Origin of the sequence: Paenibacillus sp. 1_12 (genome assembly GCF_900114475.1) — a bacterium.
Lineage (GTDB): Bacteria > Bacillota > Bacilli > Paenibacillales > NBRC-103111 > Paenibacillus_S.
In genome coordinates, this window is sequence record NZ_FOTE01000013.1 from 88349 (window position 1) to 111247 (window position 22899).

The 22899-nt window shown below is 43.2% G+C and carries 21 protein-coding genes; 14 read left to right on the plus strand and 7 right to left on the minus strand.

The genetic code is table 11. From position 1 onward, the window contains the following. Positions 1–65: 65 nt before the first annotated feature. From BM210_RS24240 to BM210_RS24260, 5 genes are all read left to right on the plus strand, one after another. Complete coding sequence (locus BM210_RS24240; protein ID WP_091174499.1) at positions 66–941, plus strand: carbohydrate ABC transporter permease; 876 nt, start codon at positions 66–68, stop codon at positions 939–941. 13 nt (positions 942–954) lie between these two features. After that, a complete protein-coding gene (locus tag BM210_RS24245; RefSeq protein ID WP_091174501.1) occupies positions 955–1797 on the plus strand; it encodes a carbohydrate ABC transporter permease in 843 nt (280 codons plus the stop codon). Between the two features lie 27 nt (positions 1798–1824). After that, positions 1825–2514: an N-acetylmannosamine-6-phosphate 2-epimerase gene (locus BM210_RS24250; RefSeq protein WP_091174502.1), complete on the plus strand. Its 690-nt coding sequence runs from the start codon at positions 1825–1827 to the stop codon at positions 2512–2514. Positions 2515–2516: 2 nt separating this feature from the next. After that, positions 2517–3401 (plus strand): ROK family protein, encoded by an 885-nt coding sequence (locus tag BM210_RS24255; RefSeq protein ID WP_371263531.1) that lies wholly within the window; start codon positions 2517–2519, stop codon positions 3399–3401. A 67-nt stretch (positions 3402–3468) separates the two neighbouring features. Next, positions 3469–4323, plus strand: a complete 855-nt coding sequence (locus tag BM210_RS24260; RefSeq protein WP_091174503.1) for a MurR/RpiR family transcriptional regulator — start codon at positions 3469–3471, stop codon at positions 4321–4323. A gap of 136 nt (positions 4324–4459) precedes the next feature. Here BM210_RS24260 and BM210_RS24265 read toward each other — a convergent pair whose 3' ends face one another. The 3 genes from BM210_RS24265 to BM210_RS24275 form a co-directional block, all read right to left on the minus strand. Continuing rightward, positions 4460–6424 carry an FUSC family protein gene (locus BM210_RS24265; protein ID WP_091174505.1) on the minus strand — a complete coding sequence of 655 codons (1965 nt, stop codon included), beginning with the start codon at positions 6422–6424 and terminating at the stop codon, positions 4460–4462. Between the two features lie 290 nt (positions 6425–6714). Then, entirely contained in the window at positions 6715–7599 is an 885-nt protein-coding gene (locus BM210_RS24270; protein ID WP_091174507.1) for a pirin family protein, read from the minus strand. Position 7600: 1 nt separating this feature from the next. Beyond that, the gene (locus BM210_RS24275) at positions 7601–8047 is read right to left on the minus strand and encodes a MarR family winged helix-turn-helix transcriptional regulator (RefSeq protein WP_256223990.1); all 447 of its coding nucleotides are present in this window, start codon (positions 8045–8047) and stop codon (positions 7601–7603) included. A gap of 180 nt (positions 8048–8227) precedes the next feature. Here BM210_RS24275 and BM210_RS24280 point away from each other — a divergent pair, with 180 nt between their 5' ends. The 6 genes from BM210_RS24280 (at position 8228) to BM210_RS24305 (ending at position 14847) form a co-directional block, all read left to right on the plus strand. Then, positions 8228–9064, plus strand: coding sequence for a YitT family protein (locus BM210_RS24280; protein WP_091174509.1), 837 nt, complete (start codon positions 8228–8230; stop codon positions 9062–9064). A 149-nt stretch (positions 9065–9213) separates the two neighbouring features. Continuing rightward, a complete protein-coding gene (locus BM210_RS24285; RefSeq protein WP_091174511.1) occupies positions 9214–11022 on the plus strand; it encodes a sensor histidine kinase in 1809 nt (602 codons plus the stop codon). Then, complete coding sequence (locus BM210_RS24290) at positions 11019–11774, plus strand: response regulator transcription factor (protein ID WP_177237970.1); 756 nt, start codon at positions 11019–11021, stop codon at positions 11772–11774. The genes BM210_RS24285 and BM210_RS24290 overlap by 4 nt, the downstream gene beginning before the upstream one ends. Positions 11775–11862: 88 nt before the next feature. Further along, positions 11863–12720: a hypothetical protein gene (locus BM210_RS24295; RefSeq protein ID WP_091174514.1), complete on the plus strand. Its 858-nt coding sequence runs from the start codon at positions 11863–11865 to the stop codon at positions 12718–12720. A 217-nt stretch (positions 12721–12937) separates the two neighbouring features. Beyond that, a complete protein-coding gene (locus BM210_RS24300) occupies positions 12938–14224 on the plus strand; it encodes a uracil/xanthine transporter (RefSeq protein WP_091174516.1) in 1287 nt (428 codons plus the stop codon). Positions 14225–14361: 137 nt separating this feature from the next. Beyond that, the gene (locus BM210_RS24305; RefSeq protein WP_091174518.1) at positions 14362–14847 is read left to right on the plus strand and encodes a CcdC family protein; all 486 of its coding nucleotides are present in this window, start codon (positions 14362–14364) and stop codon (positions 14845–14847) included. Between the two features lie 82 nt (positions 14848–14929). Here the strand turns inward: BM210_RS24305 and BM210_RS24310 are convergent, their stop codons facing one another. Further along, positions 14930–15637, minus strand: coding sequence for a hypothetical protein (locus BM210_RS24310; protein ID WP_091174520.1), 708 nt, complete (start codon positions 15635–15637; stop codon positions 14930–14932). 159 nt (positions 15638–15796) lie between these two features. Between BM210_RS24310 and BM210_RS24315 the strand changes: the two genes are divergently transcribed. The 3 genes from BM210_RS24315 to BM210_RS24325 all read left to right on the plus strand — a co-directional run bounded on the left by BM210_RS24315 (position 15797) and on the right by BM210_RS24325 (position 19312). Beyond that, a complete protein-coding gene (locus tag BM210_RS24315) occupies positions 15797–16552 on the plus strand; it encodes a gluconate 2-dehydrogenase subunit 3 family protein (RefSeq protein WP_091174522.1) in 756 nt (251 codons plus the stop codon). Positions 16553–16567: 15 nt separating this feature from the next. Beyond that, the gene (locus BM210_RS24320) at positions 16568–18283 is read left to right on the plus strand and encodes a GMC family oxidoreductase (RefSeq protein WP_091174523.1); all 1716 of its coding nucleotides are present in this window, start codon (positions 16568–16570) and stop codon (positions 18281–18283) included. Between the two features lie 195 nt (positions 18284–18478). Next, positions 18479–19312: a Cof-type HAD-IIB family hydrolase gene (locus tag BM210_RS24325; protein WP_091174525.1), complete on the plus strand. Its 834-nt coding sequence runs from the start codon at positions 18479–18481 to the stop codon at positions 19310–19312. A 48-nt stretch (positions 19313–19360) separates the two neighbouring features. On the opposite strand, the gene BM210_RS24330 is transcribed toward BM210_RS24325, so the two are convergent. From BM210_RS24330 to BM210_RS24340, 3 genes are read right to left on the minus strand one after another with little or no spacing between them, the layout of a single operon-like run. Further along, positions 19361–20410: a Ger(x)C family spore germination protein gene (locus BM210_RS24330; RefSeq protein WP_177237971.1), complete on the minus strand. Its 1050-nt coding sequence runs from the start codon at positions 20408–20410 to the stop codon at positions 19361–19363. Then, on the minus strand, positions 20407–21477 hold the full coding sequence (locus BM210_RS24335; protein WP_091174528.1) for a GerAB/ArcD/ProY family transporter: 1071 nt from the start codon (positions 21475–21477) through the stop codon (positions 20407–20409). Before BM210_RS24335 ends, BM210_RS24330 begins: the two co-directional genes overlap by 4 nt. Continuing rightward, positions 21474–22814, minus strand: a complete 1341-nt coding sequence (locus tag BM210_RS24340; RefSeq protein WP_091174529.1) for a spore germination protein — start codon at positions 22812–22814, stop codon at positions 21474–21476. The genes BM210_RS24335 and BM210_RS24340 overlap by 4 nt, the downstream gene beginning before the upstream one ends. Positions 22815–22899: the final 85 nt, after the last annotated feature.

A 22899-nucleotide genomic window follows, 5' to 3' on the forward strand; every position in this document is an offset into this window, starting at 1 on the left:
ATACACGATTAACGGCCTTAAGATCGACGAGATCTTAAGGCTGCTAATTAGAAAGGTAAAACGATATGAGACTACGTAATCATGCCACCAAAGAAAATATTACCGGTTATTTGTTTATCTTTCCTCAGATGCTGATTTTCTTGATTTTTCTGGTATATCCGATTATTGAAGGCATAAGACTTAGCTTGTATCAGATCAATTATCAAACTGAGAAGTTTGTTGGACTGAGCAATTACGTGACGCTCTTTAATGATCCTGTATTCTTTAAGGCGCTTTTTAACACGGTTGTGTTCGTTGTATTTATCGTCATCTTAACGGTTGGTTTTGCATTGTTTGTAGCTTCGGCTGTATTTGATAAGAATGCCAAGTATGTCTCATTCATTAGAGGAAGCTACTATATACCTGTTATGGTATCTATGGTCGTAATGAGCATGGTATGGAGCTTTTTGCTGAATCCTGCTAATGGACTTATTTCTTACTTTTCAAAGGAAATGGGTCTCGGTACGGTTAATCTCCTTGGGAAAACACAGACGGTTATGCCGGTTATTATATTCGTAACATTCGTTACCAATGTTGGGCAAGCGATCATTCTGTACATTGCCGCGATGCTCGGCGTTTCTAAAGATCTATTTGAAGCTGCGGAAGTGGATGGAGCCAGCAGATGGCAGGTTATATTTAAAATTCTGATTCCTTCTGTCAAATCCACGACGATATATATTGTGATCATCAACATCATTGCCGTTTTGAAAATATTCGTTGTCATCCAGCTCTTAACAGGCGGGGGACCGAATAATTCCTCTGTGACACTGATGTACTATCTCTATAATAACGCCTTTAAATTTAATCAACTCGGTACAGCTTCGGCGGTAGGGGTTATTATGTTCGTGATTACGTTGTTGTTGTCGATGCCTCAGTTAAGAAGCTTGATTAAGGATAAGTAAGGGGGTAGTCAGCATGTCGAAGGCCGTTAAAAAGAAGAAGATGGAACGTTCTGATCTTATATCGAATATAATCATCTTTCTCTTAGCACTTTTTAACTTGTTTCCTCTGTATTGGTTATTTACAAGTTCGCTTAAAAATAGCTCGGATGTTGTGAAGATGCCGCCTGACTGGTGGCCGTCCACGATCACGTTCTCCAACTATGCGGATGTATTTAAAAGCCAACCGGCTTTGAGATGGGCATTCAATAGTTTATTTGTATCTGGCATCACTACGGTTCTTGTCATCGCCGTAGGGGCGATGGCCGCTTACGCCTTCTCGAAGCTTAATTTCAAAGGCAAAGACACCATTTTCATCATTTTTATTGCCAGCCTGATGATTCCTAAAGAAATCATGATTGTTCCTTTGTTTCGGATCACGCAGCAATTCGGGATGGTCAATAGTTACAGCGGTATGATATGGCCAAACGTCGCAACCGCATTTGGTGTATTTTTATTAAAAGGGTTTTTCGACGCGACTCCTAATGCATTAAGGGAAGCATCCAGAATTGATGGGGCAGGGGAATGGAGAACCTTCCTTCAAATTATGCTGCCCATTGTTAAACCTGGCATCGGTGCGTTATTTATTTTAAATTTTGTTCAAGTCTGGAACGATTACCTATGGCAATCCGTCGTAGGACAAGAGAAAAACATGAAAACCTTGATGGTTGGTACCGCAACATTGATGCAGGATCTGAATCCGAACTTTGCCTATAAAATGGCTGGAGCTACTGTTGCTGCGATTCCGATGCTGCTGATCTTCATCTTATTCCAACGGTACTTTACCCAAGGAATGACAGCCGGAGCGGTCAAGGAGTAAAACTAATAGGTGTGGAGTTGGAAATAGATGCATACAAAAAGTCATATACTCGATACAATACAAAGAAAAGTGGTCGTTTCTTGTCAAGCATTGCCTGAGGAACCGCTGCACAGTCCATTTATTATGGGAAGAATGGCGTATGCGGCCTACTTGGGCGGAGCTTCGGGGATTCGAGCAAACAGCGTAGAGGATATTAAAGAAATTAAGAAACACGTGAGTTTGCCCATCATTGGAATTATCAAAAGTGTTTATGAAGGATCGGAAGTATTTATTACCCCTACCCTGAAGGAAGTCGATGAGCTTTACCGTGAAGGCGTAGATATGATCGCGATGGATGCGACGGATCGTATAAGACCTGATGGATCAACGATTTCGGAGCTATTTCCCCAGCTAAGAGAAAAGTACAAGGATCAGCTCTTTATGGCGGATTGCTCCACTTATGAGGAAGCCGTTCGGGCTGTAGAGCTTGGGTTTGATAGTATCGGGACAACTTTAAGCGGTTATACAGAAGCAACAAAAGACAGGTCTTTACCTGATTTTGTATTGGTTGAAAAACTTGTGAATACGATATCCGTTCCGGTCATAGCAGAGGGCGGCATTTCAACACCCGAGGAATTAAAAAGGTTATTTGACCTAGGTATTTATTCGGCAGTGGTGGGATCAGCCATTACGAGACCGATGGAAATAACTAAAAAATTCATCAAGGCAGTTGAATAACTATGGCGATGAAGATATTAGCGGCGGATATCGGCGGTACCAATACGAAGATGGGCATTTGCGATGAACGGGGACAAATCGAGCAATTTAAGGAATACCCAACGGAAAGCCATTTGGGCGGCCCGCATGTCATGGAAAAATTGCTTGTACAGATATCAGCTTATGAGGATTACGATGCTGTTGCCATCAGTACGGCCGGTCAAGTCAATGCCGAAGACGGGTATATTGTTTATGCCAACGAAAATATCCCCGATTACACAGGCATGAAGATTAGGGGGATCATTGAAAATCGATTCCACACGCCGGTAAAGGTAGAAAATGATGTGAACGCCGCAGCGCTCGGAGAGGCTTATTTTGGTGCGGCGGCATCGTTTGATGATTTCTTATGTCTTACTTTTGGCACAGGTATTGGCGGAGCCATCGTTCTGAATCATCAAATATACCGAGGAGCGAACGGAGTGGCGGCGGAATTCGGCCATATCTTTACGCGTCCGATGTCGGTTATGAGCGGCGAAGCGAGGAAACCGTACTATGAAAGTTATGCCTCAACGACCGCTTTGATTCAGATAGCCCAACAAGCTGATCCGGAATGTGTGGACGGGAAAGTTTTTTTTGATAAAATAAGATTAGGAAACAATAAATTAAATCAAATTTTACATGCTTGGGCTGCCGAAGTATCCGTTGGTTTAGCTTCACTCATTCATATTTTTAATCCCTCCGCTATTATAGTTGGTGGCGGGGTGATGGAGCAGGATGACCTGGTTCGTTTAGTCGAGGTACAAACCAAAAGTTTGATCATGGAAAGTTTCTCGGATGTGAAAATTCTCAAGGCTTCCCTTGGGAACAAGGCTGGTTTATTAGGTGCGGCATCACTGTTTTTACGATGAATATGACGCAGCTGTAATCCATAATGTCCTAAATGTCCGAATCCTGAGGATTAAAAGAGGTGATGGGTTGCGTGCAATCAATATTTTTACAACGATTCATTCCAAGTACAACAACCTGACCAATACAGAAAAAAAAGTAGCGGATCATGTCTTGGAAAATGCGAAAAGTGTCGTATATATGTCGATTACCGACCTTGCGGATGTTTGTGGAGTAGGCGAATCCAGCATATTCAGGTTTTGCAGGTCCTTGAGCTATAAGGGATACCAGGATTTCAAAATTGCACTGGCACATAGCATCACAGTGGAAAATGAGATCCCTCAGCTTAACGAAAAGGTTTTAATGAATGATACAATCGACCAGGTTGCTTCCAAGGTGCTGGCAACGAATATAAGCGCGTTGAACGAAACGTTTAATTTAATCGATAGCTCCAAAATCGATCAAGCAATAGATTGCTTGCTTAAAGCGGAACGAATCATATTTTTTGGTGTCGGTTCATCTTTAATGACGGCTATGGAAGCGAAAATTAAATTTATGCGCATCACCAACAAAACGGAATGCACCATCGATTCGCATCTTCAGATGATGTCCGCGGCTTTAATGACGAAACGGGACGTAGCTGTAATCATTTCTTACTCCGGCTCGACCAAGGATACGATTGAAGTGGCCCAGAAGGTAAAAGAATGCGGAGCTACTATCATTTCTATAACTCGGTTCGTGAAGTCTCCGCTGACTTCCTATTCTGATCTTACTTTGCTTTGTGGTGCGAATGAAGGCCCTCTGCAGGGAGGTTCCTTATCTGCTAAGATTTCACAGCTCTACTTGCTGGATGTATTGTATGTTGAATATTTCAAAAGATCTTACGAGGAATCGATTCGGAATAAAGAAGGTACAGCGGAGTCCGTGGTCGTAAAGATGCTTTGAGGTATTGCGAATCGAGCAAGCTGATGAAATATATCTTCAAATTGAGCCTGGTATGATCGCAGTCCATTCCCTTTTTTTGCACGAAATTGGGAGTGGACTGTGACGTATCAGAGTTTTGAGACACAATCCTCTATCCCTATTTGTCCATGGAGACGCGATCATTTCCGCTAACCTGAAGCGCATCCTGTAGCTCGTTAATCTCTTTTGTTAATTTTGAAAACCCTTTGATTTCAGGAACGGTTTTTTTGGATGGCAACTGATGATGTTCGGCAGCTTTTGCCATAGTATCAAAAACAAGAAGCAATTGGGACTGGCTTTCATCTGAGAGGATGGGCCTATTTGTTGTTTTTAGACAGGATTCAAGCAAATACCCCAACTGCTCTATGGCAAACATAGCAGGCCAGAGAAGTTCTAAAGCTTTTTTGTTGTTAGGAATTTCCCCCAAAGCTGTTGTGAATACGAGTTTTAAATTAGATAAATGGATTTGCAGTTTGCTTCGCTCTTTATCGTCAACATGCTTTTCCTCTTGTTGCTCTGAGAACAATACCAACAGAAACTGCAGCTCGCTTCGAATCGTTTTCGCCATTAAATGGGGAAGTAAGTTTGAAGCTTGCCTCGAGCCTACCAATAATGCTCCGACCAGGCCTATAATGGCTCCTATCACAACATCTATTATCCTTGCGGTTGCAAAATAGCTAAAGTCATATAATGGGGATGTGCTTTCTGCCATCAGCAGAGAATTGGATGTGATAAATAACGCTGCGATCCCATAGTTAAATACAATAGCAAGCTCCGTAAGTACTGTGAACAACACGATTGCGACTACGATAACAATCCCCTCAGGCTTAACGGATAGGATAAGGGTTGCAATGACAACTCCAACGATCGTTCCTATAGAACGCTGGATTGAACGGTGAAAGGTAGCAACGATAGTTGATCCTGACATCACAGCTGCACAGGATAAAGTAACCCAATAAGAGTGATTAAATTGAAATGAATTAGCTATAATAGCAGCAATAGTGAGGACTACGCCATATCTTATAGCTATAAAGAAAACAATGGAGTTTGTATCAAAGGATCCCCCTAAGACGGTCATGGGAGACGGTCTAGAACTGGGTATCATCTCCCTACTGATCTTGGTCATGGGTACCCTCAAGATGGCATCAGCATGATCGATTAAACTCAATAACCGATAGATGCCTTTGTCTGCCTGCTCTGTTCGGGTGGGCTTATTAGCATTAACGTTATCTTTATGATCAAGCGAAGCTGCGATAAACCGGACAGAACTCCCTAATTCAGACGGAAGCTTACCGCTGCGTTCCTCACAATACTCAAGGATGTGTAAAAATATCGTATTGGCTTGATCATTTAAAAGTAACAGTCTTTTATATTGATCTGAGCTGTGCCAGGATAGGTGTCCTGCTAGGAGTGTCTCTTCGGCTGCATTCAGTGTAGATATGAGCTTCTGTCTCGCTGCATTAAAATGATCTGTACCTACTGAATCCATAAAGTCAGCAAGCATGGTGTATACGTTCCTTACAGCAAGGGTCTCAGGCCCATGAGGCTTAATAAACCAACCGATCATTCCCAGAATCCAGGATAAAGCCCCGCCTACAAAAACAAGCCCTGCACGCAGTGGAGCAAGTGCCGGATCTATCGGCATGCCAGTAGACATTAGAAATCCTAAAACAAAAAATATAGCAGAGGGGCCTGCCATTTTGAAAGCGCCAAAAACAAATACAGCGATGGCCCCAATGATACCCACAGCAATTGCTGCTGCAGACGGGTAAGGAGCAAGCAAAGTTCCTAATCCAACGGATAAGGTCATGCCAAGAAGTGCCAAAAATAGCTTTTTGGCTCTATGGGCATAAGGTACATTGAATGTATACAGATAGGTGAAGCTTCCTATACCTGCAATCAGTCCGTATTGTAAACTCCCGAACAAGAGTCCCAGGAGGACAGGTAAACCTGAACATATTCCTGCACCGATGGCCTTTTCCCAGGGAAGAGGACTTTTGTTGATTGTAAAAGCTTGTTTTATCATCGTGTTAAGAGAGGGAGAGATAGATCCGGAAAGCATCATCCTTTTACTTTTATGCATCCAGCTTCCTCCATTCAGCGAACATATCATCGCCCTAACCCTAAGAAATAAGACGTAAACTCTTATCGTTATTATCTCTCATTACGACATGGTTCATGTAAAATAAAACAGATGAGCAAGAAACAAAAATCAGCTGGAGTTGCCTGAGTGCTTTTTCCAAATTAAGTATAAACCTTAGACCTGTTCTAAGGTCAATAACTAATCGGTTAAGTCCAGGATGTTTCATGAAATTTGATGAACATAAAAAAAGACAACTCCTGATGAATCCAGAAGTCATCTCTTGGACAATGTTAGAAATTCGCGTTTCCCATTTTGCCTGATTGAAAGTCTTGAAAGGCTTCAGCAATTTCTTCAGGGCTGTTCATGACAAAAGGCCCGCGTTGAAAAATAGGCTCATGGATAGGCTCGCCGCTTAGAACAATGACAAGTGCATCATCACTTAGACCTTCAATGAGGATTTCCCCAGAGGTGTTTCCAAATAGAACAAAGGTTCCTTCTTTGGCGATGGTGTCTTCGTTTATTTTAGCTTCTCCCCTTAGCACCAAAGCGGCAGTATTAAAAGAAGAAGGAAGTTCAAATTGTGCTTTCCCATGTTTTTTGAAATCAATATCAAACAAGTGGATCGGCGTGAAGGTGCTGGCAGGCCCGCGAACTCCGTTATATTCACCAGCGATGATGCGAACGACTCCACCTCCGTCAGGCAGTTCGGCTCTGCCCATATCCTTTTTCAATAGTTCTTGATATTGTGGAGGATTCATCTTATTTGCACGGGGGAGATTTACCCATAGTTGAATAAAATGAAAGGTACCTCCGCGTTGGGAAAATTTCTTCTCGTGATATTCCTTATGCAGCAGCCCTGAGCCTGCTGTCATCCACTGAACATCCCCAGGTCCAATAATCCCATGATTGCCGTGATTATCATGATGCTCGACGAAACCTTCGTAAGCAATAGATACGGTTTCGAAACCTCTATGAGGATGAGCGCCCACTCCCTTGGTTTCGTTGCTGGGTGGAAAAACAAACGGTGCATTATAATCCATCAGGATAAATGGGCTGAATCGTTGTCCAAAATTAGTACCTGAAGGGAAATAGTTAGATACACGAAATCCATCGCCTACCATGTGGAAAGGGGCACCGTGGTAAGTTCCTTCTATGTTCCGAAATGATGCTGTCATGTTATAACACTCCTTTACCTAATTGTTTTAACAGCTCAATAGCTTCTTGCTTTTGAGATGATGAGAGACCGTTCATCATTTGTTGAATACTTCCTGCATGCAGGGGGAAAATACGATCAAACATTTCTTTACCGGCAGACGTTAACTCAGCATAAACAACTCTTCGATCCTCTTGGCAAGGGATTCGGATAACCAGCTGCTTTTTTTCCAGCTTATCTAGGTTGTAGGTCATCGTGCCGCTTGTGATCAGAATTTTTTCGCCAATTTGTTGAATTGGTATTTTGCCTTTGGTATATAAAACCTCCAGGATTCCAAACTCGGATGGGGTCAGCTCGTAATTTTTAATATCTTTTGCAGCTTTATCCATGATGCTCTTGTAGGTTTTGGATAACACCACTAAAAGCTTGAGGGAAAGGGTTTGATCATCAGGTTCAGTTTGCTTCGTCAAGGTGAATCACTCCCTGTAAATATCTTGATATGAAATATCTTTAATTAAAGATATCATAGATTCAATGTTTAGTCAACTTGTTATCCCGATCTAATGTAGAGGTACTCGGTTAATATGGTATACTATTCTCGCGTATAAGGCTATCGCACCATTTTATGTGTTCTAGAAGGTGGAGTTGTAATGAAGCAAAAGGTCATCGATATCGGTTTTCTTATGGCAGGTGCACTCATGTTTGCACTTGCTGTCAATCTTTTTATTATTCCCAATACGTTTGGAGAAGGCGGTGTAACAGGCTTAACAATTATTTCCTATTACCTGTTCCAGTGGTCTCCTGGATTGGTCAACTTGATTTTGAATGCTTTTTTACTCATGATCGGCTATAAGTTTTTGGATAAGACAACGATTGTGTATACCATTATTGCTGTGGTATTCAATTCTTTTTTTCTATATTTAACAGAGGGCTGGCGTATTGCTTCAAATGAACTGTTGGTGAATGCCATATTTGGGGGCGTATTCGCTGGAATTGGCTTGGGTCTGATTATACGGGTTGGTGGCACAACGGCGGGATCTACGATTTTGGCCAGAATCGCTAATAAGTATTTGGATTGGAATATCAGCTACTCCCTGCTGTTTTTGGATTTGATCGTTGCGGCTTCTTCTTATTTTATTATTGGGGCTCAAAGCTTGATGCTTACGATCATCATGCTGTATATAGGTGCCAAAGTAATGGATTTTATTATTGAAGGCGTTAATCCCAAAAAGGCGATTATGATCATATCCGAAGAACAGAATAAAATCGCAGAGCAAGTGAACGTGCTGTTGGACAGAGGCGTTACGGTTATATATGGACATGGCTATTATTCAAAAAAGCCCAGAGAAATCCTGTATATTATTGTAAGCAAGCAGGAAGTCAATTTGCTCAAAAAAATTGTGAAGTCAATTGATAACGATGCGTTTATCACCATTCATGATGTGCGTGATGTGTTTGGAAACGGGTTTGTTGATATGTCTAAGTAATTCTACAGCAATTAATCTAACCTCTAAAGCCACGTTTAGAGGTTATTGCAATTTTTTTGGAGATAAATCAAGTTGTCAGGTATTGTTTTTGATAAAATAGAAGCTGTTATTTGGAAGATCAAATTGCGCATGGAGGATAGCCGACGCTTATGAGCTACAACCTATATATATCTGCATTACTAATGGCCGCTACCTGCTGCTCATTGTTTATATCCTATCTATGTTGGAAAAGAAGGGAGCTTCCGATCGCGGTTAGTTATGGCCTGGGCATGCTGGCGGGTTCCTTCTATTCCTTTGGATATGCTTTTGAAATTGTCAGCTCCAATCTGGAAGAAATCCGCTTTTGGCTGAGATTTGAATATATTGGCATTCCTTTTGGTACGGTACTATGGTTTATCATGGTGCTGCAGTTTACCGGATACCAAGCGTTTCTGAATAGACGGAGAATCGCTGTGCTTCTGATTGTTCCTTTTATTACGTTTGTCGCACATTATACGAACGATTGGCATCATTGGTTTTATAAAAGCATCGAAATTGACGATTCTGAGGGCTTTCCGCTGGCTTCCTTGGTCACAGGTCCACTATACAAACTTCATGTGGGGTATGCGTATTTCTTTTGTATCATCGGGATGGGGTTGTTGCTCCGTATGTACCAGAAAGCGGCTCCTGCGGTGAGGAAGCAAATTACTTTTGTGGTAATTGGGTCCTGCGGGCCATACGGAGTGACCATTTTATATTTGATCGGTATTGTCCCTACTCCCATTGACTTTTCTCCCTTCGGGTTTGTTTTTTCGGGGATTTTCTATATGTGGGGAATTTATCAGTTTAACATGCTGAAGCTGGCTCCTCTGGCTTTGCAAAAGGTGTTTGAATCGATGCGGGACGCGGTTATTGTATTGGATATGGATTACAAGGTCACGAGCTTCAACCAGTCAGCCAAGCGGGTGATGAGGGGATTGAATCATAAAAAAACAAAGAGAATGCCAGCTTCGGAAATTCTCTCCTTATACCCTGAGCTTTTGGACAGGATCATGCAGGAGCCATTTAAAGAGAGCAGGTTGATGATTACAGAACCGGAAACCTCCAAAATTTATAGTGTCCATCTTTCACAGGTCAATGACAGCAATCAGATTGCAATGGGTATCATGCTGCTGTTAAGCGATGTAACGGAGGATGTCCTCACTCAGAAAAAGCTGCTTGCCAATGCCCAACAGCTGGGTGAACTGAATTCGTTCAAGGATAAGTTATTCAATGTCATTGCTCACGACATTCGTGATCCGCTTGCTATACTTATGAGCCTGATGGAGCTTATGGAGGAGGAAATGCATTCCTGCGATGGGGAGCATGAGGAGGTAGTGAACGAAATGGGGCAGCAAATCCAGAATGCCTTTATATTGGTGGAAAGTTTGCTGGAATGGTTCCGCAGCCAAAAAGGGGGGATGGTGTTTAATCCCGTCATCGTTGATTTATCTCTAGCTATTCAGGCTAATATCCGGCTTCTACAGGTGCGCAGCAAAGGCAAACACATTCAAATAACTTCATACATCCCGGAGGGGACATGGATATATGCCGACAAAGAAATGTTGGATTTGATCATCCGCAACCTGCTCTCCAATGCAATTAAATTTACGAATAATGAAGGAAGCATTCAATTAGATGCTCGTCAGGTGGACAATGAAATGATCGTATCCATTGGAGACTCGGGAGCTGGTATGACACCGGATAAGGCGAGCACTTTATTTCAGGACGCTTATCCGGTTTCTTCCGATGGAACGGCTGGAGAAACAGGTGTGGGGATGGGGCTTACGTTATGCAAGGAATTCGTTCGAATGAACGGGGGGGATATCTGGTTCGACAGTATATTGAATCAAGGCAGCACCTTTTACTTTTCCATTCCAATGCTTCACGAGGAAGCTTATACGACTACCGGACAAAAGGGAAAGAGGAATGCGATATGAAGATCGTCGTGATTGATGACGAAAGGGCGATGCATTTAATCATGAGGCGGATGTTGGGCAAGATCGAGGAGGTCCATGTCGTGGGCTGCTTTGTGGAGACGATGACGGCATTTTCATATCTGGAGAACCACGAAGTGGATCTGTTGCTTGTCGATATTAGTATGCCGAGAGAGAGTGGACTTGATTTTGCCCAAAGGTTGAGAGAGCGTGGAGGACGCATGAAAATCGTCTTCGTTACCTCACACCAGGATTATGCCCTGTCGGCATTTGACGTCCATGCTTACGATTATATTGTGAAGCCAGTTACACAGGAAAGACTTCACCGAACGATTCAGAGAGCACTTTCCGAGCAGTCGGTTGAAGCTTCTCGGGAGGATCGAAGAATGGCGCCCCCTACTGCGGGGATGATGGAAACGAAACTTGAATTGAAGGGAGACGATCTAAAAGCTGTGCAGGAGTCCCGTATCAACCCGCTTGTGAATGGGCCGGATGACAGTTCAAAGCCTTTGGACCCTCATGATGTTACGGGTACCAGGGATTCCTCACAGCTCCTTCTAGATCCCTTGACGAACCGCGAAGTCGAGATTTTGCTGGCCCTGACAGAAGGCTTGTCCAATAGGGAAATAGCCGATCGTTTTAGATTGACAGAAGGAACCGTTAAAAACCATTTATACAATCTGTACAGCAAACTCAGTGTAAAGCGGCGATCACAGGCTATCAAGCGGGCAAGGGAGCTGCAGATATTGGGGTAAGGAATGCAGTTAATTAATGTAATTTCTATTAAATAAAAGCAATAAACTGTCGATATTAATAGAAAAGATTGAATTTGGGGTGTTAAATTTGAATGTTTCTACATATACAACACATCTGATACCTAACCTTTACGATGTTAAAGCGAGGGCAGCAGATCCAGCTATGTACGCAGGCGCGATGCCTGGCTCCAGGCAAAAAGAAGACATACTTGAGATTAGTTCAAAAGGCAGGGAGTTGGCTGCGGGTTCCATTGACATGCAGCCGGCACAATACTATGGCACAGCTGAAATTAACGATTCGTTGAAAAGTATTTTATCGGGCAAATCGCCTGAGGTCAGCAAAGCGGTCTATACGTTAATTCAGTCAAATTTGCTTCCTGACGGTTCGGTGTCGGATGAGCAGGAAAGGGCGGCTCTGCTAGAGACAGGCTTGTCGCAAGCGAAGTTTCTGGCCGATAACTATATGACGGGTGAAGAGTCTACCCGATTCTTGTCCACCATAAATCAAATTGCGGCAATAGCCAAAACAAGAACCGTCAATCCAGAAACGGGCCAAGCGTCCTATGTTACGCCTCCTGAGAGGCCAAGGGGTGCTCCTGAAGGCTATGTCAGTACGGGAGAGTTAATGAAAAGGTTCGATCCCGAGGCGTACAAACAATTAGGAGAGGCCATGATGAATGGTGGGGACTGGGGTAAGATTTTATTTCAATTCGCATTAAAGGCTTCCCATAACAATGAGTGGACAACCAAATATAAAGAAGAAACGAACAAGATTGTGAATGATTTACGGAACACCCCAATAACAAACCGATTCGCTGGCGCCGATACGTCCAGTATGAAAGCTTTCTTGACAGACATGATCACCCAATTTCAGCGATCTTCATTGTCCAATACGGAGTCTTTGACGAAGAATATGCAGCAGTTTGCAAACGTTTTGGGACATTGAAACAGTTGTTACATGTAAAATCCCGCTCCAGTGCGTTATTATGGAGCGGGATTTTTATATGTACATGCATTAGATAAGAGATACGCTGTTGGGGTATGATGTAAGAGAATATTGGAGTATGATGTTAAAGGATTATGGAGAGTTCCTTGATTAGGCATCATCACGCCATTAGAATCGAGGAAGCATTTCATTCAAGTTAAATAGGAAAGGTGAGAGAATGACTAGATTATCTTCATGGACAACTACCTTTGCATCTTTACAGTGGTTATTTTTTATTTTTGCCAATACGGTGGTTGTACCCGTATCTATTGGCTTGGCATTTGATTTGCAGCCGCAGGAAGTTGCCGGTATTCTTCGCAGTTCATTGATTTTTACAGGGGTCGCATGTCTGCTCCAAGGGCTTGTAGGGCACCGTTATCCAATCATGGAGGGACACTCGGGAGTGATGTGGGGATTAATCCTCAATCTCTGTTTATCAGCCTCTTCCATGGGAATGAGTTATTCGTCAATAGGCGGGGGAATTGCAACGGGTATGCTGCTCGCGGGAGTGGTTGTACTTATACTGGGGGCGTTTAATCTTCTGGTTTTTATTCGAAAAGTATTCGCGCCGATGGTTATGAGTGTTTACTTGTTTTTATTAACCTTTCAACTCGTGTTTATCTTTTTCAAAGGAATGCTAAAGATTTCACCGGACGGTACACTTGATTTACCGATAAGTTTATTTTCATTAGGAATTGTTGTTTTGGTAAGCTTAATAAAAATTAAAGGGGGGAATGTTGTAGGGAGCTTTTCTATTCTAATAGGAATAATCGTTGGTTGGATATTATACCTGATTATTTTTCCGTCAGAGCCATCATTTAGCAGCCCATCCGACACTGGAGTTCCGATTTTTCCATTAGGTATGCCGAATTTAAACATAGGTATTATTACGATCGTGTTCATAGCCAGTTTTATTAATCTGAGTAATACGATCACGTCTGTTCAAGCGGCATCAACCCTTCTGAATGAAAAACCATCGCAGGGTCAGTTTAACCGATCATATTTATTATCTGGCTTGTACTCCATAGGGGCCTCTGTTTTTGGGTTGGTTTCCTTTGCACCCTTTTCATCATCCATTGGATTCCTGGAAAGTACGCGTATTTTTAATCGTAAGCCATTTCTGATTGGCGGCGGACTGATCGCTATGCTGGGCATTATATCCCCCTTAAGCAGAATGTTAGCCACACTGCCTTTAACAGTGGGAAATGCGGTTTTATTTGTTGCGTATTTACAGCTGTTTGGAACCTCTTTAAGAAGCTTAAACGGGTACGTATTTAATTCAATAACGATTTATCGGTTAGCTGCTCCTGTGTTGATCGGAATTTGCATCATGAATGTTAATGTCGCGTACTTTAACCATTTACCTATTTTATTGCAGCCTTTAGTTTCAAATGGCTTTATTATGGGAGTTTTGTTATCCATTCTGCTTGAAAAACTTGTGAAATGGGATGAAGGAAGTGGATAGTAGTCACCGTTGACTAATCCATTTAAACGATATATAATCATAAATATAATAATCACATGTGACTATAATATTTTCGTGGACATAGATCAAACAAATTGCCCTTATGAAGAGTAACATACAACAGGAGGGATACAGTTATGGTTCAATTCGGCGCACTTCATATGCAAGCTGTTTCCAGTATCGGTATGATTGCAATGGCATTGCTCACCATCTTTGTTCGTATGCGGGCAGCCAGCAAACCGGTCTCTACGGTGAAGATCATTATGCCTCCAATTGGCATGAGTACGGGCTTCTTTATGTTTGTCTCGCCCGCTTTTCGGGTGCCTGGGACTTGGGCTTTGCTTGCTTTATTGGTGGGACTGCTATTCTTTTCCTACCCATTAATCCGCAGTTCTAAATTGGAGCTGCACAGTGGTGAAGTATTTGTCAAGCGATCGCAGTCGTTCGCCTACGTAATGCTGGGCCTGTTGGCACTTCGCATAGCGCTTCATAGCTACATTGAACAATATATATCGATCCCGCAAACGGGAGCCATTTTCTTTTTGCTCGCTTTTGGAATGCTCGTACCTTGGCGGGCCGCTATGCTGCTGAGATACCGCAGACTGCTGCGAACCGTTGCATAAAGCATGCCACCAGCTATTCACAGAAATAACTAGAATAGGCCCTATTAGCGTTCCAAGCTAAATAGGGCTCTTTTGCTATTCATTATTTAACGTTTTGCTCAGCAGCGTGTTGAATAATGGTTGAGATGTCTTTGTCCAGCTTATTGACAGAAGACCCGGAGTTTAGGGTAGCTTTTACTCGATCCATGGTACTTAAATCGTCGGTATTGTTAACCGTTAATACGCGGATATTTCCCCCGAAGATCGATTGAATCTCGCTTTGTGCACGCCCCAGGCCATTATCTTTAGTACCTTGAATCTGTATGGGTCCGGTACCTCTGGAACTCTGCAGCCCTTTTCCCGACGAGCCTGTATGTGAGCTCAATAATTTGCTCTGCAGCGGTTCATAACTTGCCCCATCGGTGTGCGGCTCCGCCTCTCCTAATACAACCAAATCACCCAGTACTAATACTTTAATCCCGGATATACCCGCATCGTTCAGCATGGTTTCAATCTGGGATGAAACACCATTGGCGAGAAGGCTTGAACTGCCAATACGGCTATATACAGATGTGCCCATTCCGCTAAAGGTCGATCCATGCTGGTTCGTAGTTTTAACTTTAGGACCATCGTAGCTTGGAATGATATTGCTATCCGTGTTGGCTTTTTCATTATGTGCATGCAGAGGTGCCGGTGTTGAATTTATTTCTGTCGATTTTGCTTGTTGGCCCTGTTGCGCACTCGTGCAAGCTGATAAAATAACTGCTGCAATTAAAATCGGGACCGTGCTTTTGATCCAAGTTGTTGTCATCCTAATCCCCCATGTAAGTCGTTGATAGCCACTTTCTACTATTATTATCCTAACGCTTATTTATTATTTGTTGAGCTTTCGAATCCAATTAACAAATTTTGATGTTTAATCCATTAATAACTTGCGAATAGTAATGTACAACGTAGGAGGTGGATTATCATAGCTAATCAAAGTGAACACAAAGAACCTGATGAATCTCGCCGCAAATTTTTAAAAAATTCAGGGTATGCGGTTGGTGGTCTTGTCGTGGGTGGTGTGGTAGGAAGTCTGTTTCGAAAAACGTCCAATCCGGCCGCTCCCGTCACTCCCGTCACGCCTGCTCCTGAAGCAGTGAACTATAACCAAGCATTGATGTATTTTAATCAGGAGCAATTTTTGATTACGGAAGCTGCTACCGAACGGATTTTCCCTGGTGATGACAATGGGCCTGGGGCCAAAGATTTGGGCGTAGCCTACTTCATCGATCACCAACTAGCTAGTGAATGGGGCTCTAATGGCAGAGAATATATGCAAGGTCCCTTTTTTGCAGGTGAAAAGACTCAAGGCTATCAAGGCCGATTAAAGCGCAAAGAAGTGTTTGATATCGCACTGCGTGAGATGCAGAACTACAGCATGCAAAAGTATCAGAAGGGCTTTACCAGTCTTGCTCCTGAAGAACAGGATGCCGTGTTGAAAGCATTTGAAACTGACGAGGCTAAGCTGACCACGATATCGGCTAGCGGATTTTTCAAGACGCTTTTCGGCAGTACGATGGAAGGGGTATATGCGGACCCGCTATATGGGGGCAACAATAAAATGAATGGCTGGAAAATGAAAAATTTCCCAGGAAATCAAATGTCGTATACCGACATCATTGAGCAGGACAAATTTGCGAAAATAGCGCCGGTAAGCTTGAGAGAGCATCTTCCCCATTAAAAAAGAGGTGAACCTATGGCAACAAAATTGGCTAAAGTGGATGTTGTAATTGTCGGAGTTGGTTGGGGCGGCGGGATTATCGCGTCGGAATTAACAAAAGCAGGACTATCCGTAGTAGGCTTGGAACGTGGAAAGGAACGCAAGACGGAAGATTATTACATGGTGCATGATGAATTGCGTTATGCTTTACGGTATGAGATGTTTCAGGATCTATCCAAAGAAACCATCACTTTTCGCAATAACGAGAAAATTCGCGCGTTGCCGATGCGTTCTTACGGTTCTTTTTTGCTTGGAGAAGGGCTCGGCGGTGCCGGCAGTCACTGGAATGGTCAAACGTTTCGTTTTTTACCGTACGATTTTGAAATCAAATCCAAAACAATTGAGCGGTATGGAAAAAACAAAATCCCTGAAGGCATGACCATCCAAGACTGGGGTATTACCTATGATCAGCTGGAGCCCTACTTTCTCCAATTCGAGAAAATGGCGGGAATTTCCGGTGAGGAAAATCCGCTTGGGGGGAAGCGCTCTGAAAAGTACCCGACTCCACCAATGAAGATCTCGCCTGTCATGAAAATGTTTGCTGATGCCTGCAAAGGGCTTAGCTATCATCCTTATATTATGCCTTCGGCTAATTTGTCAGAAACCTATACGAACCCGGATGGGATTACGAGAGCTGCTTGTCAATACTGCGGCTTTTGTGAACGTTTTGGCTGCGAATATGGGGCTAAGGCCGAACCTATTGTCACCGTCATTCCGGTAGCTAAGAAAACGGGCAAGTTTGAAATTAGAACCCATTCGAATGTGAGACGCATATTACATAAGGACAATAAAGCAACAGGGGTCATGTATGTCGATGTTACAACGGGAGAAGAATTCGAGCAGCCTGCCGATATCGTTGTCGTAACCAGCTATGTGTTCAACAATGTACGTTTGCTGTTAACGTCCAATGTAGGCCGTCCCTATGATCCTGCTACCGGTACGGGTGTAATCGGGAAGAACTATGCGTATCAAGTCGAGGCGGCAGCCGCTGTCGGATTTTATGAAAATAAGGAATTTAACTTGTTTGCAGGTGCTGGGTCGTTAGCCATGACCATAGACGATTTTAATGGAGATAATTTTGATCATAAGGATCTTAATTTTATTCATGGCGCAAGCATTTCCTTCGGACAATCGGGTAACCGGCCGATACAAAATAATACGGTTCCTCCGGACACGCCGAGCTGGGGCAAGGATTTCAAAGCTTCCTCGATCAAATATTTCAACCGTAACATATCCGTATGGGCAGAGGGATCCTGTATGCCGTATCAGCAGCATTTCCTTGATTTAGATCCAACGTATAAGGATTCATTCGGGGATCCGTTAGTGCGCATTACGTTTGATTTTGAGGAGCGGGACCGAGAATTAGTGAAGTTCATGGGGACTAAATGCGGTGAGGTTTTGAAGCAAATGGGCGCGGACCAAGTAGTGACGTACAACGAGCAAGGGCCTTATGAAATTACCCATTACCAATCCACGCATAACACAGGCGGGGTTATTATGGGGGCAAGCCCGGATACATCGGCTGTGAACTCGTACTTGCAAATGTGGGATATGGAAAACGTGTTTGTGGTCGGTGCTTCGGCATTTGCACACAATAGCGGCTACAATCCTACAGGTACGGTCGGAGCTTTGGCTTATCGCGCTGCGGACGGGATAGTGAAATATAGCAAAAGTGGCGGAATGCTCGTATAAAATATGTGATAAATATGGACCTATTCATGGGTGCTCTCAACTCAGATACAAAATAAGGACCACGGTGCTGCCATCGCAGAGCCATGGTCCTTATTCATGGTGTGGCACGTAATCTCTTGCTTTCATATACGAGTTCTGGGACAATAAAAAAATAGATTCTTGTAAGAAAAAGCAGACTGGAGAGGACGTTATAGAATGAACTATAAAATGATCGTACTTGATTTAGACGATACCTTACTTCGAAATGACCATACCATCTCACCGCGCACCCTAAAAGCCTTAATCAACGCACAAGAAGCAGGGGTTAAGGTTGTGCTTGCTTCCGGCCGCCCTACCTTTGCAATGAAGCATATTGCCGAGGAATTGGAGCTTGGAAAATATGGGAGCTATATTTTATCCTTTAACGGGGCCAAAATTACAAACTGCACCACCCAGGAGCAGTTATTTAGCAGTACATTGTCGCCGGAAACGGTACATGATTTATACATCATTAGCAAGCAGGAGGAAGTATGGATTCATACTTATGTCGGTGATGATATCGTAACAGAAACCAATAACGAGTATACCGATATCGAAGGCGAAATTACGGGCATGGAAATCGTACAAGTAGACAGCTTTGTCGACGCGATTCATCAGCCTGTCGTCAAAGTATTAATGATGGACGCCCCTGAAAAGCTGGCAACGGTCGAAAAGAAACTCCAACAACAGCTCGAAGGTAAATTGAATGTGGTACGCTCGAAACCATTTTTTCTAGAATTCACAGAAGCTGGTGTAGATAAAGCAACTAGCTTGCAGCAGCTTATTCAGCAGCTTGGAATTCAACAAGAAGAGGTAATTGCTGTAGGAGACAGCTTCAATGACCTTACCATGATTGAATTTGCAGGACTTGGTGTGGCCATGGGGAATGCTCATGCGGATATTAAAAAAATCGCCAACGTGGTTACGGATACGAATATGAATGATGGAGTTGCCAAGGTCGTTGAGACCTATATTTTAAATAAGCTTACAGGAACATATACAGTTAATTAACTAAAGAGCTGGATGGTTGAGGTGTCCTTCTGAATGAATCTATTCGGGTTACTGTAAATTGCCGGTATCCTGTATGTTGATGTCAACCGTAAATTGGTATTTCAGCTTAGGTAACCACTCGTCTCTCCAATGGCTTCTTTGCTGCTCCGACATGTGACTGCTGAAGCATAACCCAAGGCCGAGAATATCGACTTGATGTGCCTGCGTTTTTTTAAGCAAACGGTTGTATCGATCGCCGACAATTTTCACCAATTTATTCTTGATTTCGTCGTTGCTCATGCCCTCACTTTTTTCTTCAATAACGACATCTAATTTCATGCGGCTTCTAAGACTCGGACCACTTTTCCAATCAGCCTGATTGGAAATGCTTGCCTTTACAACAGTGACGGAGGCTGCATTCATCACTTCCAGAATGCCTCCTCCAAACGATCCTTCGAACAGATTATAGATGAACATCTCATCCGTAGATACCATTTCCAACATACGCCCATCACGCATCATGGCGGAGCCATGAAAATCGAACAGTGTATCTTTACCTTTGGATATAATTGGAATGGCGATATCCTCCAAATCGGAATTGATACTGCGAAATGCCTTCCATAAAGGGACAATAGAAATATTCGGAGTCCACCCCGCTTGTTTGCTGAAAAAATCGTATTCCGTCGCACCGACATTCGATGTCCTTTGGTCATGCATCAAAGGTTCCAGATCACCCTTAACCGATGCCACCAAAATCTTGGGAGGAATATCGCGTGAACGAATCGCATATTCCACGATATCTTTGATCCCCTTCTTGGCGATGCTTTCGCTGAACAGAATTAATTTTAAATGCATTAAATCGATGTCTACATCTGCTTTTGTCCGCATCTTGTCAAAGGACTTGGCAATGCTTTGTGCTTCCGATTCAATTACCCTCAATTTCTTCCCCATCGGATCGGGGATGCGAAGGATGACTTTATATTTTTCCTTTTGCCCCTCTGTGATCGCTATAACGACCGGTAAGTACCGCTTATTAATATCCTTATGGTTCCAGCAGCCGCTGAGCAGTGTGGCGCAGCAACAAAGGAGCGTCAGTCGAACAAGGCTCTTAAGCTTCAAGATGCTCTCCTCCTTCCGAGTTTACTTAGGATAAATACAGTTGTCGGTATGATGATCATACAATACAAGTAGGTTGCAGAAAGATACCCTTCCACATTTTTAAGCCAAGTCAAGTTTGGGATGAGCATGCCACAGACAAAAAGGGCAATCATCAACACGCCTGAGATCCAAACGCTGTTGAAAGGCACATAAAGCTTTTGAATGAGTTTAATGAGCATCCAGGCAACAAGCGAAGTATATAGAAACGAGCCCATCATGTAGGCAACCACATAAAACAAGGTTAACCTGTCAAACATAAGCCAAGCGATTTCTACAGTATCCATCACAGCGAGCATCGGAAATTGCAATTTGGAAGCAGCTTTTTGACCGAAAGTAAGGATGGGATTGTACACAGATAACAAATGAAAAGGGAGCAGGCACACATAGGTCAAGATCAGATATCGGCTCTTTTGCGGCATAAGAAACTTCCGAACCGGAATCATTCCTATAAATAAAAAAGGTAAAAACGAAAGCGTGCCGGAATAATAATTAGCATTGGAAAGAAAGTCCATCTTCATGTTCATAAGAGGGAAGACGTATCGGTAATCCCAGTTTTGAATTGAGGACGCAATCGAAAACAGAATCAGGGGAACTATTAAAATACTGAAGAGCACACATGTACGGAGAATGGTAGGGATCCCTTTTGATGCGCCGTAAAAGATAAGAGTCCAAAGGAGCATCACGGACCACAGCGGAAAACGGGGGAGAAAAGTTATGATAAGCATTTCCGAGTGCGTACGAGGGATGAGAGTCAGGTAGACAAACAAATAAACGGCCAACGGAATCAATAAAATGCGTGCGAGCCATTTCCCCATTTTTTCTTTGAATATGTCAATCAGATCCTCTTGTGGGGAGGACAATAATCCTTTTATCAGCAGCAAGAGAAATAGCCCTTCCAAGAGATAGGAGAACACCACCGGTTCCCAGAATCCCGATGTGGTAGATCCAAGTATGTACTTCGGGTAAGTGAATGCGGATAAATCAATATGAAACAGAAAAAAGGCGATGAATATGGCATATTTATTCATTCGGACCCACTTTTCTTCAAGCTAAAGCTCAGAAACGGAACCCGATATGTGGTAATCCCCGATAAAAAGAGTCCAAGCCATGTAAGCCCAATAGCGATTCCAACCACTCCATATAGGGAGCCGAAAAATAAGATGACATATTTCAACATGCGAATGGAAACGGTATTTTGAAATCCGGCTAAGGTTAGGTTGGCAATCATGGTCGCCGCTACAATAATGATCAGCAGATTGCTTACTAATTGCGCCTGAACGATGGCTTGTCCAAGAATAATCCCACCGATCATGGTGATTGTGGGTCCGATGCTTTTGGGCAGACGAATAGTAGCTTCAATAACCATTTCCATAATAATCAGCATGAGCAGCACCTCAACCAGGGCAGGGTATGGGACACCCATACGGCTCTTCGCGATGGACAGGGCCAATTCGATACGAAGCACCTCCGGGTTGACGGAAACGATCGCTACATATAAAGCGGGCATTAATAGAGCCACATGAAATCCTACGATCCGAATGAATCGAAAAAACAACATAAACAGAATAGGCTGGTTCGAGTCCGTCTTAACAGCCCAAAAGTCCGTAATTATGACCGGCAGTGCAAGAGCGATGGGAAGGTGATCGACCATGACAACGGCTTTGCCATCCAACAGGTTAAGCATCGTTTCCGCTGTAAGCTCTGTAGAAATGAATGGAGGCACAATGGAATACAGAGGTAATTCCAGTACTTGGGTCAATTGCTGAATATTATAGGCTTCCTTCTTTTTGCTATTTTCCAAGAGGGTTACCATTTGTTGAATCACATTCATATTTGCCTTATCGTCCATATAAAAGAGCCCTACATTGCAGGGATTGTCCACCCCGATAAGGTAGGTCTTCATGACCAAATGCTCGTTTTTCAATTGTTTGCGAAGAAGGCCCATGTTCGTTGAGAGATTTTCTGTAAACGCATCAAATGAGGACTGGAGAACATTTTCTGCTTGCGGTTCCGCTATGCTTCTTAGCAGTGACGGGTGTGCCGGATCGAAAAGGATAGGTTCAATGTCCCCATGGAGAAATACAGCCATCTTTCCGTCTAGCAGGTCTTGAATCATCGTATCCGCAGCCGTTTTGCGTGTACCCCCTATGGAGAGCAGAACAGGGCTAAGCATGTCGTCCGTATCCGAAGAAGTAGACCCCAGTTGATGAAGTGCTTCCGTTGTTTTCATATAATCGACAAGTGAATCCAAATAGCATACTTGAACATTCTGACCTAGCAATACAGTTCTAAGGGATACAAAATCAGCATTTTTTCCCAAACATTGATCGACTTGTTCGAAGGCTTGCGAAGAAGCACAGTTCATAGTCCCACCACCTTTTTCTCCGATTAGGTTGGGACATTTCTCCTTTAATTATACATAGCGTTCACCTGCATCAGAGAATCACTGA